The organism is Enterococcus sp. AZ120 (genome assembly GCF_050546165.1).
GTDB lineage: Bacteria > Bacillota > Bacilli > Lactobacillales > Enterococcaceae > Enterococcus > Enterococcus faecalis.
Map to the genome: position 1 here is coordinate 1,931,145 of NZ_CP172950.1, position 15,879 is coordinate 1,947,023.

Consider the following 15,879-nt stretch of genomic DNA (forward strand, 5'->3'; position numbering starts at 1 on the left):
TTACGCCTCCTGACGATAAATCGTTACTTGAGTGATTCCGTAAACGGTTTCTCTTGTTTTTTCTAGTGTACCAATCGTTTCCGGTAATTTGACAGTTTTATCTGTTTCACAAACGATAACGGCTTCGTTTGTTAATAACTGCCGTTCTAACATCTTTTCTAATTGTGAAACAATTTCTTGTTTGGCATAGGGCGGATCCAATAAGACCAAATCAAATTGTAGCTTCTCTTCATAAAACTGTTCTAAGGCACGATTAGCATCCATTTTTCTAACTTCAAATTTTTCTGGTTCTTTTGTAATCGCAATATTTTCTTTAATTACTTTTAGTGCAGCAAAATTCTTTTCAATACAAATACTTTTGTCCATTCCACGAGAAACGGCTTCAATCGCTAACCCGCCACTTCCTGAATATAAATCCAGCGCCATTCCACCTTCGAAATATGGACCAATCATATTAAAAATAGATTCTTTTACTTTATCTGTTGTGGGCCTAGTATTGTCGCCATCTAACGCTTTCAGGCGCCGGCCACCATATTCTCCAGAAATAACACGCATTGTTTCGACTCCTTTATCAATCATTCTTTTATAATTCATTATAACAAAAAGAGTGAAAAATGTTTGAAATTTCTCATAACATTTCTCACTCTTTTGCATTAGACATTCTCTGCTAAGCGAATCTCTGTAGATAATTCCTCTACTACATAGCCGTCGTCTTCTTGTTCTTGATAAGCCGCTTTGGTACCAATTTTTTCAGCAAAATTCATTTCGACATCTGGTCGATACGATTTATCGACACTACGAACAAAATGTAACTGATTAATTTTTTCCATGTTACTTTCAATATTTTCTTCATTCATGTAAATCACCACATATTTCATTTTTCGTGAAACATAGTGAATCAGTCCATATCGGCGTAACTGTTTTAACGGTTTTAATGTGTATACCCAAACAATTAGGCAACGACGCTCTTGAAGCGTAAATTCTTTTTCTTCTTTAGCTTGCATGGCAGCTTCCTCCACAACCTGAATGTTTCTTTCCTCGTTCAAAGAAAGGATTTCCAGCATCTACTTTAATATCTTCAGAAATTAGTTGCGCAATCTTTAAACCAATTGTATCTAGCAACGTTTGAACGTTTGTCTCAGCAAAACGATAGTTTGCAACGATTTCATTTAAATCAAGCGCCCGCTTTGCTTTACGTAGGGCTCGTTGTTTCTCCCGAAAATCGGGTGCATGAATTCCATAAGCCTCTACTCGCTCAAAAGCTGACTTAGCTTCTAAAAATGCTTTTTGTAACTGAGCAACTTCCGTCGAAGCATACATAGCTTTTTTTGTTTCTTTATAGTTTTGAACAGCATCACTTTCTAAAAGTGCTGAAATTAAGCATTCTGTTTGATCTTCAATTGCAAATAAATGTTCTGTCACAATCATAACTTTTCACTACTCTCCGTGATTTGCCTATTTTCTGGTCGTTTCTCTAATAAGACTAACACACCTTCATTGGAAAAGGCAACGCCCAATTCTGTCGTTTCTGACTCAGCAAAATAGCTATCATATTGCGGGTCCGAAAACCATGACAAAATAGTAAAGGTACTATCATAAACAGGTTCTTGGAAAATACCTGTCGGTTCTCTCAACGAAAGTTTGCTCGTTTTAACTAAAAAAGAAAATTCGTCCTTAGTCAAATGAAAGGGATGAATGGCTGTATGTTCCTCTCTCGTTTGTAACAATTCTGCTTGTCGATTTGCCGACAAAATTGTTGGTGTATGATGAGCCAGCGTTTGATACAATGTTTGGGCATCTTTTTGACTTTGTGTGGAAACTGAAAAAGCAGCTTGCTTTTCTTGCTGTTTAACCAGATTCATGACATAAATCGCTTGGTTACTTTGAACAGGATCGAAGGTCATTGACTGCGTTATATCAACTGGCAAAGGAGAACCTTCATTTAATTGATACGGCATTTCCGTGAGCAACGTTTCTTTATTGACATAATTAACTGCCATCAAACCACCTGTCCGCTGATTAAAAAATAACACTGCAAAACTGCCATTATCAAAAGCAACCAATGGTCGATAGTTCATATCTTCTTCCATCAGCTCGACATCGTAAGCTTCATGATGAAAATTAAATGCAAAATTCGAATAAATCGTCATTAAATCAGACAAGTCAGCAAGCTTCATATCTATCTTAAACGGTTCTATCATTTTGTCATTGTTAAAGGCCTTAATTGCGATGACTTTATTTTCTCGAACGTTGACTTCTAAGTAATCATTCATCGTCAAACCGAACGTCCATAATTCATACGTACGACCTGTTTTAATTTTTTCTTTAGGATTGCCAAACTGGCGGATAAAGGTTTCCACATCTTTCCCTATGTATGCTGCGTAGCCAGAAGCTGGCAATTCTTCATGAGGAACAGCGGTGTGAGCGCTGGATAAGCGCCCACTTTGAGCTGTTTCGGTTGGTTTTTCAGCAGGGAAAAAAACTGGCTCTAAATATCCAATGAGTAGAACTGTTAAAAAAACAGCAGTAAAGGCCCAAAATCGCTTCATTTTTTCCCCTCTCATCTTATTTTTCTTTCACTTCTAATAACAAATCACCTGAGCTGATTGCTTCGCCTTCTTCAACATAAATGTGATCTACCGTGCCCGCAAAACGTGCTTCGATAGTCGTTTCCATTTTCATGGCTTCTGTAATCAGCAACGGCTGACCTTTTTCTACTTTATCGCCACGTTTGACCAATACTTGTAGAACAGAACCAGACATCGTTGCGCCGATTTGTTCTTTATTAGTTGGTTCCGCCTTTTGTTTTACTTGAACAGCAGACTTAATGGAGGCATCTTTAACTAAAACCTCACGACGTTGCCCATTCAAATTGAAGAACAAGACACGGTTTCCGTCAATATCAGGTTCGCCAATTTCATCTAAACGAATAATTAACGTTTTTCCTCGTTCAATTTGAACTTCCAATGTCTCTCCTTGACGAATACCATTAAAGAATGTTGGCGTATCTAATAAGGTTATATCTCCAAAGGTTTCGTATTTTTGACGATACTCTAAAAATACTTGTGGATACATTAAATAACTTAAAACTTCTTCCAATTTAGGTTGATACCCAATTTTTTCGGCTAATTCTTCTTGTACTTTCGCAAAATCAACAGGTGCTGCTAAGTCACCTGGCCGCTCTGTGAAGGCTGGTCGACCTTTTAGAATAATTCGTTGGAGCTCTTTCGGGAACCCACCAACTGGTTGACCTAAATCACCTTGGAAAAAAGTCACAACTGATTCAGGAAAACTTAGTTCTTCACCACGCGCATAAACATCTTGTTCTGTCAGATTATTTTGAACCATGAAGAGTGCCATGTCTCCCACGACTTTTGAAGATGGCGTCACTTTTACAATATCACCAAACATCAAATTCACTGTGTGATACATTTTTTTGATTTCATCCCAACGGTGCCCTAAGCCTACCGCTTTTGCTTGCTGCTGTAGATTAGAGTATTGACCACCAGGCATTTCATGCATATAGACTTCTGTTTGCGGGGCATTTAACCCATTTTCAAATGGTTGATAATACATGCGCACATCTTCCCAATAATGATTGATTTTCTGTGCATTATCAATGTTAATAGTTGGCGTCCGTTCACCATTGACTAAAGCATAATATAGACTGTTCATACTTGGCTGGCTAGTTGCGCCACTCATCGCACTCATTGCGACGTCAACAATATCAACGCCTGCTTTAGTAGCCGCTGAATAAGTGATGATCCCATTGCCACTAGTGTCGTGAGTGTGGAGATGAATTGGTAAATCCGTGGCTGCCTTTAATTCACTAATTAAACGATAAGCAGCTTGTGGCTTCAATAAGCCAGCCATATCTTTAATCGCAATGATTTGTGCACCTAAATTTTCCAATTCTTTAGCCATATCAAGGTAATATTGAACATTATATTTTGCTCGGGCTGGATCATTGATGTCCCCAGTATAACAAATTGCTGCTTCCGCAATTTTTCCGGTATCCCGAACGACTTGAATACTTTTTTCCATTTGAGGAATCCAGTTTAAGCTATCAAAAATTCGGAAAACATCGACTCCTTGGCGAGCGGATTCTTTAATAAATTCTTCAATAACATTATCAGGATAATTTTGATAGCCTACCGCATTAGATCCTCTGAACAGCATTTGTAAAAGTGTGTTTGGCATCAACTGACGAATTTTTCTTAAACGTTGCCATGGGTCTTCGGTTAAGAAGCGATAGGCAACATCGAACGTAGCGCCACCCCACATTTCACTAGAAAACAGCTCAGGCAGGGCTGCATCAGTTAGACCAGCAATTGCTTTAAAATCTTGTGTTCTCACACGAGTCGCTAATAAACTTTGGTGCGCATCACGGAACGTGGTATCTGTCATTAACACACTTTCTTGATTCTTAACCCAATCGATGACGGCGGTTGCTCCTTGAGCGTCTAGAATATTTTTAGCTGTGATCACTTTTTCTGGAACTTCAATATCTGTCGGCACGCGCGGGGCTTCAAAATATTTTTTCTCCGTTCGTTCAATGCCAGGGAACCCATTGACCGTTACTTCTCCAATGTATTTCATCGTTTTATTGCCACGATCGCGCATACGAGGAAATTCAAATAATTCAGGTGTATTATCAATAAAGGTTGTTTTGGCTTCGCCAGATTGAAACGATGGATAGCTCACAACATTTTGTAAAAACGGAATATTTGTTTTCACGCCACGAATCCGAAATTCTTTTAAGCAGCGTTGCATTTTACTGATTGCCTGTTCAAAAGAGAAACCATGCGTACAGACTTTAACCAATAAAGAATCAAAGTAGGGCGTCACAGCGTAGCCAGAATAAGCATTCCCTACATCTAAACGCACACCAAAACCACCTGGTGAACGATACGTATCGATTTTCCCTGTATCTGGCATAAACTGGTTCAGTGGATCTTCAGTCGTAATCCGACATTGAATAGCCGCGCCTTTTAATGTCAATTCGTTTTGTTTTGGCAAATGCATATCTTTATGCAAATCAAGCCCTTGCGCAATTTGTAATTGAGAGATCACAATATCAATATCTGTAATCATTTCTGTGATAGTATGTTCTACCTGAACACGAGGATTCACTTCAATAAAATAAAACTGATCCCCTTCTACTAAAAACTCAACCGTTCCCGCATTCACGTAGCCGACATGCGCCATTAACTGCACAGCAGCCGAACAAATGGCTGCTCGTTGTTCTTCATTCATTGATACACATGGTGCGACTTCTACCACTTTTTGGTGGCGCCGTTGAACGGAACAATCACGTTCAAATAAATGCAAGACATTCCCATGATGATCGCCTAAAATTTGTACTTCGATATGTTTAGGATTAGAAATATACTTTTCAACATAAACCTCGTCAGAACCAAAGGCTGCTTTCGCTTCGCTTTTGGCTCTTTCGTAACCTTCTCGTGCTTCCTTGGCATCGTGGGCAACGCGCATCCCGCGACCGCCGCCACCTAAAGCAGCTTTAATCATGATAGGAAAGCCATGCGTTTCACCAAAAGCTACGACCTCTTCCACCGTTGCTACTGGCCCATCTGAGCCTGGAATCGAAGCAATCCCCGCAGCTACAGCTGCTTCTTTCGCTTTAATTTTATCGCCAAAAATATCTAAATGATGTGTTTTAGGTCCAACAAAAATGATTCCTTCTTCTTCACAACGTTCGGCGAAGCGTAAGTTCTCTGATAAAAAGCCATAACCAGGATGAATGGCATCTGCTCCCGATTTTTTGGCAATTTGGATAATATTTTCAATGTCTAAATAGGCTTCAATTGGTTTTTTCCCTTTACCAACTAAATACGCTTCATCTGCTTTGAAACGATGAACAGAATACTCATCTTCTGCAGCATAAATCGCTACTGTCTGGATATCTAATTCTGTACAAGCTCTAAAAATTCGAATCGCAATTTCACCACGATTGGCAACTAATACCTTTTTCATAACGTCACTCCTACCATCAATTTCCTTCAAATTTATTGGTTCTGTTCTAAAGATAAATAGTACTCATTTTCTAATTTCTGACGTGTTTCATCTGCACTGATATTCAGGACAAAGGCCACAGCAATCGAAATAATCAGCAAACTATTCCCACCTTGACTCAAGAACGGGAAAGTAATTCCTGTTAATGGAATAATCCCAGTAATCCCACCAACATTAATAAAGACTTGAATTAATAACATTGTACCAATTCCAATACACATTAGTGAATTAAAAGGTTTCTTCGAGCGTACACCGACTAAAATAATTCGCGCAATCATAAACATCAACAATCCTAAAATCGCTAGACCGCCGATAATGCCTAACTCTTCTAAAGTAATCGCAAAGATAAAGTCCGTATGTGCTTCTGGTAAAAAGCCTTTTTTCTGAACACTATTCCCTAGACCTTTGCCAAACCAGCCGCCATTACTGATTGCATAATAAGAATTAGCTAACTGATGGCCTAAGTTCCGTTCATCTAAAAATGGATTTTTAAAAACAGCAAAACGATTATAAATATATTGATAACGCGCTGGGAAAATTTTTCCTTTAGACATAATTAATAACTGAATAGCCGTGATACTACCTAAAATGCCCAAGCCACCGACCAAGTAGGTATACATATAATTAATCCCACTTGCTAAAACCATCACGATGGTAATTAATGTTAGAATGGCCGCATTCCCGAAGTCAGGCTGGATTGCAACTAGAGCAATTAATACAAAAACGAGCATCAACGGGCGCCCGGCAGCTTGTTTAAATTGATCCATGCCTCCATTAATTGTCTTTTGTCGCCGTGCTAAAATATAAGACAAGTACCAGACAACCATGATTTTTAAATACTCAGCTGGTTGCATCGAAAATCCACCAATCTCAATCCAACCACGTGCGCCGTTAATTTCTTTCCCGATACCAGGAATCCGAACGGCTAAAACCATAACCGTAATTACTGCAATGGCAAACATGATAAAACTTCGATTCTGAAAAACGGATGTTTTCATCTTATAAATAAAAAACATTGCAACTAACCCTACTACCCAAAAGGCAACCTGGTTAATAACGAATGAGGTAGGTGAAAAACCTTTCATTACTTGTAATGCGGATGTGGAACTATATACCATAATCAATCCCACGATGCTTAAAATTAAATATGGAATAAAAATACTATAGTCTAGCAAATGCCGTTTCTTTACTTTGTTTGGCAAAGCTTAACCCTCCTTGCCAATCTCGTTTTTTTCTTGTGTTTCTTCATAAACATCTGTATATAATTGATTCAATTCGCGTTCTAAATCACTTAGTAAGCGATGTCCTTCATCATTAGTTAAAATCCCCAAACGGGTCGCATAGGTCACTTGTCTTGAAAAACCATACATTTGTGTATCCACCACTTCTTCAAATGCTTTACATTGAGAAATGCACAAACTGTTTTTTTGATTACGAATAAGCATTTTAATGCGTTCTGCATCGTCTTCTAATAATTGAATGGCAAATTTCTTTGAAATTCCTTCGTCCATTTGTACAGAACCTCCCTATCTTAATTAAATAATTATAACATAATTCTCAGTTAGATACATGATGATTTCAGAAAATTTCCTTTAAGAAATTTTCTAAAACCAAGCGATATATTAAGTAAGAAATCTCTTTATATAACAAGCTTATTTTATCAATACAACAACAAATACATTAAAAGACTTTTTTCTTATTTTCTGCTTTTAATTTTAAATAAAATAACAAACTATATCATTTTTTTGTCTCTTGATATTCTTTAATTACTTCTAAAAAGGCGGTGCCATATTTATCTAATTTATTTTGGCCGACCCCTTTTATTTGCAATAATTGAATCGTTGTTTGCGGTAATTTTTCACACATTTCTTTAAGTGTACTATCGGAAAAGACTACATATGGCGGCACGCCTGCCTCTTGAGCCATGTCCATACGTAATTCGCGTAATCGTTCAAACAAGGCATCATCCACTGCTACTTTTCGAACTTTTTGGTCTTCTTTTCGGAAGACTTTCCGTTCCCCTAAAAGCACCTGAACACCTTCTGTCGAGACTGATAACAACGGAAATTGCCCATCAGAAGGAATTAAATAACGTTCTGCTGTCAAATAATCAATCAGCTGTGTGACTTCTTTTTGCGTGCGACCTTTCATTAGTCCGTATGTTGGCAAACGATCAAAATGCCATTGATCAATTTTTTGATCTTTTGAGCCAGTCAAGACTTTACCAACTAAGCCCTTACCGAAACGTTCTCCCATACGTTTTACACAAGACAAGACTTTTTGGGCATCGACCGTAATATCGACTAATTCTCGATTATCCAGACAATTCGAGCAGCGACCGCAGTCCGTCCCTTCTTCACCAAAATAGCGTAAAATATATTTTTGTAAACACATTTGTGCATTCGCATATTGTGACATTTCCCGTAATTTCAAGTACTCTTTCTGCTTATAATCAATGGTCATTTCAGATTGTTCAATAAAGTATTGTTGAATTTGCAAGTCTTGTGGAGCAAACATTAATACAGCATCACTAGGCAGACCGTCACGACCAGCTCGGCCGGCTTCTTGGTAATAAGATTCAATATTCCCTGGTACTTGTGCGTGAATGACAAAACGAACATTACTCTTATTAATCCCCATACCAAAGGCATTTGTTGCTACCATCACTTGCACTTGATCATACAAGAATGCTTCTTGATTTTCACTACGTAACTGTTCACTCATGCCCCCATGATACATCCCAGCTGCAATTTTTTTACTTTCTAATAAATGATAAATTCGTTCAACTTCCTTCCGCGTGCTTGCATAAATAATACCTGATTGTCCAGTATTCATCTTTAAATATTCCAAAAGAAAAACGTCTCTATTTTGATCTTTCACGACTTGAAAAGATAAATTTTCTCGAGCGAATCCTGTTTTGATTTCATTTTCTGATGGAATTCTTAATTGCTTGACAATATCCTCCGCTACTTGTGGCGTTGCTGTTGCTGTTAGTGCAATCACAGTTGGTTGCTGTTGAAATTGATCGATAATCTCTGCTAAACGCAAATAGCTTGGACGAAAATCATGCCCCCATTGTGAAATACAGTGTGCCTCATCTACTGCCAATAAATCAATCGGTACATGTGTCAGCATCTGTTGAAAATCATAAGATTCTAATCGCTCTGGCGCAACATACAATAGCTTGACTTCTTTGTTAACCGCTAATTGAATACGATGATTCATTTCTTGATAGGAAATGGTACTATTGATATATGTAGCTGGAATCCCCATTAAATTCAGGGCATCTACTTGATCTTTCATTAAAGAAATTAATGGTGAAATCACCAATGTTAAATTATCCAGAAGTAAGGCTGGCAACTGATAACAAATCGATTTGCCTCCACCTGTTGGCATAATGCCTAAGACATTTTCTTGTCGCAATACATGACGAATAATCGTTTCTTGTCCTGGCCGAAAATCATCATAGCCAAATGTATCTTTTAATAATTCTTGTAATGCACTCATTTATTGCGCTCCAATCTTTGTTCTACAAGTCATTTTAACACGCTAATCTAACAGGAACAAGGTGTGTTAAAACAAGACACAATCGTGAAACACCAGTTAACGTGAAACATCAAAAAGAATGAAAAATTGTGAAAGCTTGCTATCAAAAGCTTTCAAAAATAGCGGCATTTGCTTGTTGTGGATAACGAGTAGTTATCCACACATAAAAAAATAACCTTATCTTAAAATACGCATTAATTCGTTTTTGCCATCAAAAAAACCAACTATTTTCGTAGTAAAACGAGCATAGTTGGTTTAAATGTTTATTTGTCGAAAAATTATTCAGCTTTTTTCTTTTTCTTGCTTGCTTTTTCGCGTTCGTTTTTGTTAAGAATTTGTTTTCTTAAACGGATGCTTTCTGGTGTTACTTCACAGTATTCATCTTCATTCAAGAATTCTAATGATTCTTCTAACGTTAATTTTTTCGGTTTTTTGATGACTGATGTTTGGTCTTTCGTTGCCGAACGAACGTTAGTCATTTGTTTAGCTTTTGTGATGTTCACAGTTAAATCGTTGTCGCGGTTGTTTTCCCCAACAATCATTCCTTCGTAAACTTCTGTCGTTGGTTCAACGAAAACTGTACCACGTTCTTCAATACTCATAATTGAGTAAGTCGTTGCTTTACCAGTATCGATTGAAACTAATGCACCTTGATGACGGCCACCAATCGTTCCTTGAATCATTGGTAAGTATTGATCGAAGGTGTGGTTCATAATACCATAACCACGAGTCATTGATAAGAATTCTGTTGAATAACCAATTAAGCCACGAGCTGGTGCTAAGAAGATTAAACGCATTTGTCCGTTACCGGCATTAATCATATCTTGCATTTCGCCTTTACGTAAACTTAGTGATTCAATCACGCTACCCATGTATTCTTCAGGTGTGTCAATTTGAACACGTTCAAATGGTTCACATTTAACCCCGTCAATTTCACGCTCAATAACTTCTGGACGAGAAACTTGTAATTCATAGCCTTCACGACGCATGTTTTCAATTAAAATTGATAAATGCAATTCGCCACGGCCTGATACAGTCCAAGAATCTGGGCCAATTGGATCAACACGTAAAGATACGTCTGTTTGTAATTCAGCCATTAAACGTTCTTCGATTTTACGAGCGGTGATGTATTTTCCTTCACGTCCCGCAAATGGAGAATTGTTAACTAAGAAAGTCATTTGTAAGGTTGGCTCATCAATGTGTAGAATTGGTAATGCTTCTTGATTGTGAACATCTACAACTGTTTCCCCAACGAAAATGTCTTCCATTCCAGAAACGGCAATTAAATCGCCCGCTTTTGCTTCATCAATTTCCACACGTTGTAAGCCAAAGAAACCTAAAATTTTCGTTACACGGAAATTTTTCACGCTGCCATCTAATTTCATCAACGCAACTTGGTCGCCGACTTTCATTGTGCCACGGAACACACGGCCAATCCCAATACGTCCAACGTAATCGTTGTAGTCTAGTAATGAGACTTGGAATTGAAGTGGTTCGTCTGAATTGTCAACTGGAGCTGGCACATGTTCAATAATTTTATCAAAAATTGGGGCCATTGTTGGCTCTTGATCTGCTGGATCATCTGATTCACTTGAAGTTCCGTTTAAAGCAGAAGCATAAACAACTGGGAAATCTAATTGATCGTCGTCTGCGCCTAATTCGATGAATAACTCTAAAACTTCATCTACTACGTGTTCAGGACGAGCAGAAGGTTTGTCAATTTTGTTAACAACCACGATTGGTGTTACTTTTTGTTCTAATGCTTTTTTCAATACGAAACGTGTTTGAGGCATTGTTCCTTCATACGCATCGACAACTAAAACAACACCATCTACCATTTTCATGATACGTTCTACTTCACCACCGAAGTCCGCGTGTCCTGGTGTATCTAGAATGTTGATACGTGTACCGTTATAATCTACGGCTGTATTTTTTGCTAAGATAGTAATTCCACGTTCACTTTCAAGTGCATTGGAATCCATTGCACGTTCTTGTAATTGTGTGTGTCCATCTAAAGTGTCAGATTGTTTTAAAAGTTCATCTACTAAGGTTGTTTTACCATGGTCAACGTGGGCGATAATTGCCACGTTACGAATATCATCTCTGTATTTCAATTTAATTGCTCCTTATCTATATACGCTTATGTTACTTAAGTCCATAAAAGCCGACTGCTTATTATAGCAAACTTTTTTCATTAAAAAAAGGCTTTCGCCTGCAAAAATAATGAAAGTTTTAGAAATTATTCGGCTTTTTCTGAAAACAAGGACATTTTTTTACAAATCTTTCTCTTTTAAAAGAGGAAGAGCCTTACCTTTCAGCAACGCTCTTCTTTGATTATTCCGATTCATTTAAATACCGGGTAAATACTTCATCATAGGTTTCAGGAGTTGCTGCAATAAAGTATTCACGACCCGCAAAAGTTAATGGTTTTCCTGTAATACCAGAGTATTTAAACCCAAATTCTTCCAAAAGTACTAAGCCTGCTGCATAATCCCAAGGACTTAGATTAGATAAATAGCCATGATGGTTGCCTTTTAACATGGCAATAATTTCCAAACCTGCACAACCGCTAATACGCACGCCCATACTTGCTTGTCCGATTTCCGTTGCGTGATGAATATTTTTTCCATGCATGTAAGCATTCATGCCCCATAATCCATCTGCCAAGGCTTTCATAGTAGGCGCTTTTAATAATTGATTATTCCGATAAACGCCAAGCCCTTTGCCGCCCCAATAAAGTTCTTCTCGCATCACATCATAGATAAAACCTAATTTACCAATGCCGTCTTCATAAACAGCTAACATAATACAAAAATTTTCTCTTTCCATCACGAAATTCATTGTGCCATCAATCGGATCGATGATCCACACGCGACCAGCAAAACTTTTTAAAGTATTGTAGCCTTTTTCTTCCCCTAAAATTTGATCTTCGGGAAAATTTGTTTGAATTTTATTCATTAAAAATTCTTGGGTTTGTTCATCCATATTTGTCACTAAATCAGTGCGGCCATTTTTCTGTTGAACGGTTAACTCTGATTCCAAGTTCATTCGAATCACATCGGCTGCTTCAAAAAGCCAACTTTGAATTGTTTGAACAAATTTTTGCGTTTCAGTCATCTAATCATCCCCCAGCTTTAATTTACCGCTTCCCTGTTTTTTAGCTTGTTGAAGCGTACGATATAACGAATATCCTGAAGCATTTTCAAATTCACGACCTAAGCGTTTTTCTTCGCCGATACTTTTAACGACCGTTTTAAATTGTTGATAAGTTGTTAAAAATTTGTCAACAGGCAAGCCTGTTTCGTTGGCTTGCTCAACTGCTGTCCACATATTAGTGACAATCACCATTTCCTCTGTCGTCCAATCTAAATCTAATGGATATTGATAGTCTTTCATGTCTTCACCTCATCTTCTCTAGTTTAGCATATTTTCATAAAAAAACATCTTATTTACGTCGATTTTTTAATGCATTAAAGAGAGGATACTCTGCTGTTCCTTTGCGATACAAACTTTGTTGCGAAGCATAAATACCGCTATTTCCTGAACACATAAAACTGATTAAGCAGACCATGAAAAAATAGACTGCCGCTTCACTACCAAATAGTTCAATGCCCATAATGAAACAAGCAATCGGCGTATTCGTGGCGCCAGAAAAAACACCAATAAATCCTAAACCTGCTAAAAAAGGAATTGACAGATGTAACAAAGGGGCCAAAGAACTCCCTAACGTAGCCCCAATTTCAAACAATGGCGTCACTTCTCCTCCTTGGAATCCGGCACCCAAGGATAACACCGTAAAGAATAATTTCCCAACAAAATCAAAAGGCTGCGCATTGCCTGCAAAAGCATCTTCTAGTAAAGGTAAACTCAAGCCTAAATAACGTTGGTTGTTTAAGACGAGCACAAACAGAACGACAATGGCAGCGCCAAGAAACGCACGAAGGTAGACATTAGCAAACCAATTTGCGTAGGTCTTTTTTAAAAAGACAATGGAACGACTAAAAACCCAACCTGCCAAACCAAAACAAATCGATGCCAAAAATAATTTTACAAATAGTTCAACCGACCAAGTCGGAATTTTGCCCATCGGATAATGCGTATGTGTTACACCAAAACTTTCAGTCACAAAATTAGCAAATAAGCCTGCAAAAAAACTTGGGAAAAGTGCCTCTGCACGAACTTTTCCAATCGCCAAAACTTCTAATCCGAAAACCGTTCCCGCTAATGGTGTGCCAAAAACAGAACTAAAACCTGCACTAATTCCGCTAATAATAATTACTTGTCGTTCCAAAGCGGACAGTTTAAAGACTTTTCCTACAGCATTCGCGATTGCGCCCCCCATTTGCACCGCCGTCCCTTCACGACCAACAGAACCACCAAATAAGTGCGTAGTAATCGTGCCAAACAATGTTAAAGGAATTAAGCGCAAGGGAATATCTTCTTCCCCGCCATTGCCTTGTTCAATCACTAAGTTATTTCCTCGGCTAGCATTTTTCCCAAAACGCGTATAGAAATACGTAAAAACGACACCGCTAATGGGGAGGATAAAGAGTAACCAAGGATTTGCTAAACGAACATCTGTTACATAGGTGAGACTCTTTAAGAAAAAGGCGGATAACGCCCCCATAAATAAACCAATAATTGCGGTAATGAGCAACCATTTTGCCATATAACCGCCGATTGATAGTAGTTGCTTTGTTTCTTTTTTCACTTTACATGCTCCTTTACAATTTTCTTATCGCCAATCCTAGCGTACAGAAAAAGCCTACCAAAGGGTACACTTCTCCCGTTTGGTAGGCGTCATTAATTTATTCGTCCAATAAATAGTTCGTGGTGAACACCATCACCATGTTGCTATTAAACTATTAAAAATAATACCACGCAACTCTGGAAAGTGCAATAAAAAATCAATTGCGTTCCGTTTTTATCCACGTGCTATTACCTTTGATAAACCGATAATAAGCCATCACCACACTAACGAATAAAATTAAGTACATGTAGGAAATAGTAAAAGGCAAAATAATCATCCCCAGTTTTGCAGGTACTTTTAGTTGAAAATTTTTCAACTCGCGATAATAGTTGATTGTAAAAAAAATGCCGAAAACTAACGAAATACTGACGGCCAAAACAAAACTAATGACAAGCGATAACGAAAAGCCTAACCTATACAAGTGTTGCAGTTGAAGCCCAGTTAAAACAAAAACGAGCATCCCCGCTACGAGATTAATAAAGGGTTGCGCTAAAAAATAATAGATTCCACACTTCTGCCTTAGCGTTAATGACTTTGATTTAATCACCCTGGGTAAATACGCTAAACAATCTAAATTTCCTTGAACCCAACGACTTCGTTGACGAATAAAACGTTTCACATCTCTCAGTGCTTCTTGAGCCATAAAGGCCTCGTCAATATAAGCAATCGATAACTCTTTCAGCATTAATTTAATGGTTAACTCATAGTCATCCAATAAAGCATTTCCCCAAGGCTGATAGCCTAAGTGTTCGGTAATCATTGATAATCGAAAAAACTGACCATTGCCACCAAGTCCGATGGTTTTTGTTGCTCGACGCGCCTTTTGAATAAAATTATTAATCGTAAAAAACTCAACATCTTGTGCAATAAACATAAAATTTGTGACATCTTTCATTTTGATTCTTGTTTGCGCAGCACAGACTGTTTTATCTGTGAAAACAGCAGTTAGCTCATTGACAATATTTTCACTAAAAAAACCATCTGCATCTACCACACCCACTAAAACTTGATCCCAAGAATAGTGTCCTTTTTCTGCATCTGTTAATACAATTTGGAAAGCGTGGTTCAAAGCGGCTCCTTTGCCTTTTTGCGCATTGGGAAATTGACGAGACAGAACTTGGATTGGACCAGCAATACTGTCCATCATTGCTTTGGTTTGGTCCGTTGATCCATCATCAATCGCAATTATTTTTTTCTTAATTGGTAAAGCAACCAGTTTTTTTAATGTTTCTCCGATGACTTTCTCCTCGTTTACACACGGTACAAGAAAGTAGCAGAAAAATTCTTCTGCTACTTCGACTTCTCTTCTTGTTTTTTTTCTTGTTCGAAAACTGAGAAATAAACTTGTAAATAAATAGGTTAAGAAGATGAACATAATTACTTTGTATAACTGATACAAATAAATCATGTAATTTGACCTCTTTTAAAAAAATAACGGTATAGAATGTAGGCAGTGACAATCGAAACTAGAATAACGCCAATTAAATCAACCACAAAAAAGGCGCCTGTTGAAATTACCCCAAGTTTTGGTAAAGCTGATTGGCTCATTA

General features: G+C 37.8%; 14 protein-coding genes and 1 riboswitch. All 14 genes read right to left on the minus strand.

The features are described from left to right. Positions 1 to 594, minus strand: a complete 594-nt coding sequence (gene rsmD, locus IGJ46_RS09285; RefSeq protein ID WP_077932795.1) for a 16S rRNA (guanine(966)-N(2))-methyltransferase RsmD — start codon at positions 592 to 594, stop codon at positions 1 to 3. A 59-nt stretch (positions 595 to 653) separates the two neighbouring features. Beyond that, a complete protein-coding gene (locus tag IGJ46_RS09290) occupies positions 654 to 1,004 on the minus strand; it encodes a YlbG family protein (protein WP_002359714.1) in 351 nt (116 codons plus the stop codon). Next, the gene (locus IGJ46_RS09295; protein WP_002400862.1) at positions 994 to 1,428 is read right to left on the minus strand and encodes a YlbF family regulator; all 435 of its coding nucleotides are present in this window, start codon (positions 1,426 to 1,428) and stop codon (positions 994 to 996) included. The genes IGJ46_RS09290 and IGJ46_RS09295 overlap by 11 nt, the downstream gene beginning before the upstream one ends. Next, positions 1,425 to 2,549: a CAP-associated domain-containing protein gene (locus IGJ46_RS09300; protein ID WP_075320304.1), complete on the minus strand. Its 1,125-nt coding sequence runs from the start codon at positions 2,547 to 2,549 to the stop codon at positions 1,425 to 1,427. Before IGJ46_RS09300 ends, IGJ46_RS09295 begins: the two co-directional genes overlap by 4 nt. Before the next feature lie 16 nt (positions 2,550 to 2,565). Next, positions 2,566 to 5,994 (minus strand): pyruvate carboxylase, encoded by a 3,429-nt coding sequence (locus tag IGJ46_RS09305; protein WP_218391210.1) that lies wholly within the window; start codon positions 5,992 to 5,994, stop codon positions 2,566 to 2,568. 32 nt (positions 5,995 to 6,026) lie between these two features. Further along, positions 6,027 to 7,235, minus strand: coding sequence for an FtsW/RodA/SpoVE family cell cycle protein (locus IGJ46_RS09310; protein WP_002356686.1), 1,209 nt, complete (start codon positions 7,233 to 7,235; stop codon positions 6,027 to 6,029). Between the two features lie 3 nt (positions 7,236 to 7,238). After that, complete coding sequence (locus IGJ46_RS09315; protein ID WP_002356684.1) at positions 7,239 to 7,544, minus strand: YlaN family protein; 306 nt, start codon at positions 7,542 to 7,544, stop codon at positions 7,239 to 7,241. Positions 7,545 to 7,770: 226 nt separating this feature from the next. Further along, complete coding sequence (recQ, locus tag IGJ46_RS09320) at positions 7,771 to 9,540, minus strand: DNA helicase RecQ (protein WP_002356683.1); 1,770 nt, start codon at positions 9,538 to 9,540, stop codon at positions 7,771 to 7,773. Positions 9,541 to 9,857: 317 nt separating this feature from the next. Continuing rightward, entirely contained in the window at positions 9,858 to 11,693 is a 1,836-nt protein-coding gene (gene typA, locus IGJ46_RS09325; protein ID WP_002356682.1) for a translational GTPase TypA, read from the minus strand. Positions 11,694 to 11,913: 220 nt separating this feature from the next. After that, the gene (locus IGJ46_RS09330; protein ID WP_002379684.1) at positions 11,914 to 12,696 is read right to left on the minus strand and encodes an inositol monophosphatase family protein; all 783 of its coding nucleotides are present in this window, start codon (positions 12,694 to 12,696) and stop codon (positions 11,914 to 11,916) included. Next, positions 12,697 to 12,975: a UPF0223 family protein gene (locus tag IGJ46_RS09335; protein ID WP_002356679.1), complete on the minus strand. Its 279-nt coding sequence runs from the start codon at positions 12,973 to 12,975 to the stop codon at positions 12,697 to 12,699. It lies immediately after the preceding gene. Between the two features lie 49 nt (positions 12,976 to 13,024). Beyond that, a complete protein-coding gene (locus IGJ46_RS09340) occupies positions 13,025 to 14,290 on the minus strand; it encodes a voltage-gated chloride channel family protein (protein ID WP_002362212.1) in 1,266 nt (421 codons plus the stop codon). Positions 14,291 to 14,366: 76 nt separating this feature from the next. Then, positions 14,367 to 14,436: riboswitch (Fluoride riboswitch) on the minus strand. A 50-nt stretch (positions 14,437 to 14,486) separates the two neighbouring features. Further along, entirely contained in the window at positions 14,487 to 15,737 is a 1,251-nt protein-coding gene (locus IGJ46_RS09345) for a glycosyltransferase family 2 protein (protein ID WP_218391211.1), read from the minus strand. Further along, entirely contained in the window at positions 15,734 to 15,877 is a 144-nt protein-coding gene (locus IGJ46_RS09350; protein WP_002356674.1) for a hypothetical protein, read from the minus strand. The genes IGJ46_RS09345 and IGJ46_RS09350 overlap by 4 nt, the downstream gene beginning before the upstream one ends. Positions 15,878 to 15,879 lie beyond the last annotated feature (2 nt).

Excerpts from the sequence above, each read along its gene's own strand:
- rsmD (WP_077932795.1), bottom strand. The coding sequence starts at position 594 with ATGAATTATAAAAGAATGATTGATAAAGGAGTCGAAACAATGCGTGTT.
- IGJ46_RS09290 (WP_002359714.1), bottom strand. The coding sequence starts at position 1,004 with ATGCAAGCTAAAGAAGAAAAAGAATTTACGCTTCAAGAGCGTCGTTGC.
- IGJ46_RS09295 (WP_002400862.1), bottom strand. The coding sequence starts at position 1,428 with ATGATTGTGACAGAACATTTATTTGCAATTGAAGATCAAACAGAATGC.
- IGJ46_RS09300 (WP_075320304.1), bottom strand. The coding sequence starts at position 2,549 with ATGAAGCGATTTTGGGCCTTTACTGCTGTTTTTTTAACAGTTCTACTC.
- IGJ46_RS09305 (WP_218391210.1), bottom strand. The coding sequence starts at position 5,994 with ATGAAAAAGGTATTAGTTGCCAATCGTGGTGAAATTGCGATTCGAATT.
- IGJ46_RS09315 (WP_002356684.1), bottom strand. The coding sequence starts at position 7,544 with ATGGACGAAGGAATTTCAAAGAAATTTGCCATTCAATTATTAGAAGAC.
- recQ (WP_002356683.1), bottom strand. The coding sequence starts at position 9,540 with ATGAGTGCATTACAAGAATTATTAAAAGATACATTTGGCTATGATGAT.
- IGJ46_RS09330 (WP_002379684.1), bottom strand. The coding sequence starts at position 12,696 with ATGACTGAAACGCAAAAATTTGTTCAAACAATTCAAAGTTGGCTTTTT.
- IGJ46_RS09335 (WP_002356679.1), bottom strand. The coding sequence starts at position 12,975 with ATGAAAGACTATCAATATCCATTAGATTTAGATTGGACGACAGAGGAA.
- IGJ46_RS09345 (WP_218391211.1), bottom strand. The coding sequence starts at position 15,737 with ATGATTTATTTGTATCAGTTATACAAAGTAATTATGTTCATCTTCTTA.
- IGJ46_RS09350 (WP_002356674.1), bottom strand. The coding sequence starts at position 15,877 with ATGAGCCAATCAGCTTTACCAAAACTTGGGGTAATTTCAACAGGCGCC.